The sequence below is a fragment of the Pseudoalteromonas sp. S558 genome (genome assembly GCF_005886635.1).
Classification (GTDB): Bacteria; Pseudomonadota; Gammaproteobacteria; order Enterobacterales; family Alteromonadaceae; genus Pseudoalteromonas; species Pseudoalteromonas aliena.
This window is the reverse complement of sequence record NZ_PNDU01000652.1, coordinates 1-336: the sequence shown is the minus strand read 5'-3', so window position 1 is coordinate 336 and position 336 is coordinate 1. Positions and strand designations below refer to the sequence as shown.

General features: G+C 47.3%; 1 pseudogene. It reads right to left on the bottom strand.

The features are described 5' to 3' along the window. Positions 1 to 125 precede the first annotated feature (125 nt). Positions 126 to 336, bottom strand: a pseudogene (locus CWB66_RS23260) (aminotransferase-like domain-containing protein); the annotation flags it as partial.

Below are 336 nucleotides of genomic sequence, written 5' to 3'. Positions count from 1 at the left end.
GGGCGGGTCGTCTCTGGCATACAGAGGACTACAGGCGTACGAATCGCGGTGCAGAAGACACACGCTAAAATATTATGCTGATTTAAAGCGCGTTCCCAATCGCTTAACCACATGCCATTATCTGGTCACAGTGGTATTTCGAGCGCTTTAAGGCCTAAGCTTTCTATTAGCTCTATGATCCCATGATAACAGGGCGTTTCTATGGCCACAATATCACCTGGCTGTGTCACCCACTTTAGCGCGATAGCCATGCCTTCATGCGCGCCATTGGTGAACACTAGCACGTCCATATTAAAGCGAATACCAAAATCAAAATAGCCATACACCAGCTGTTTT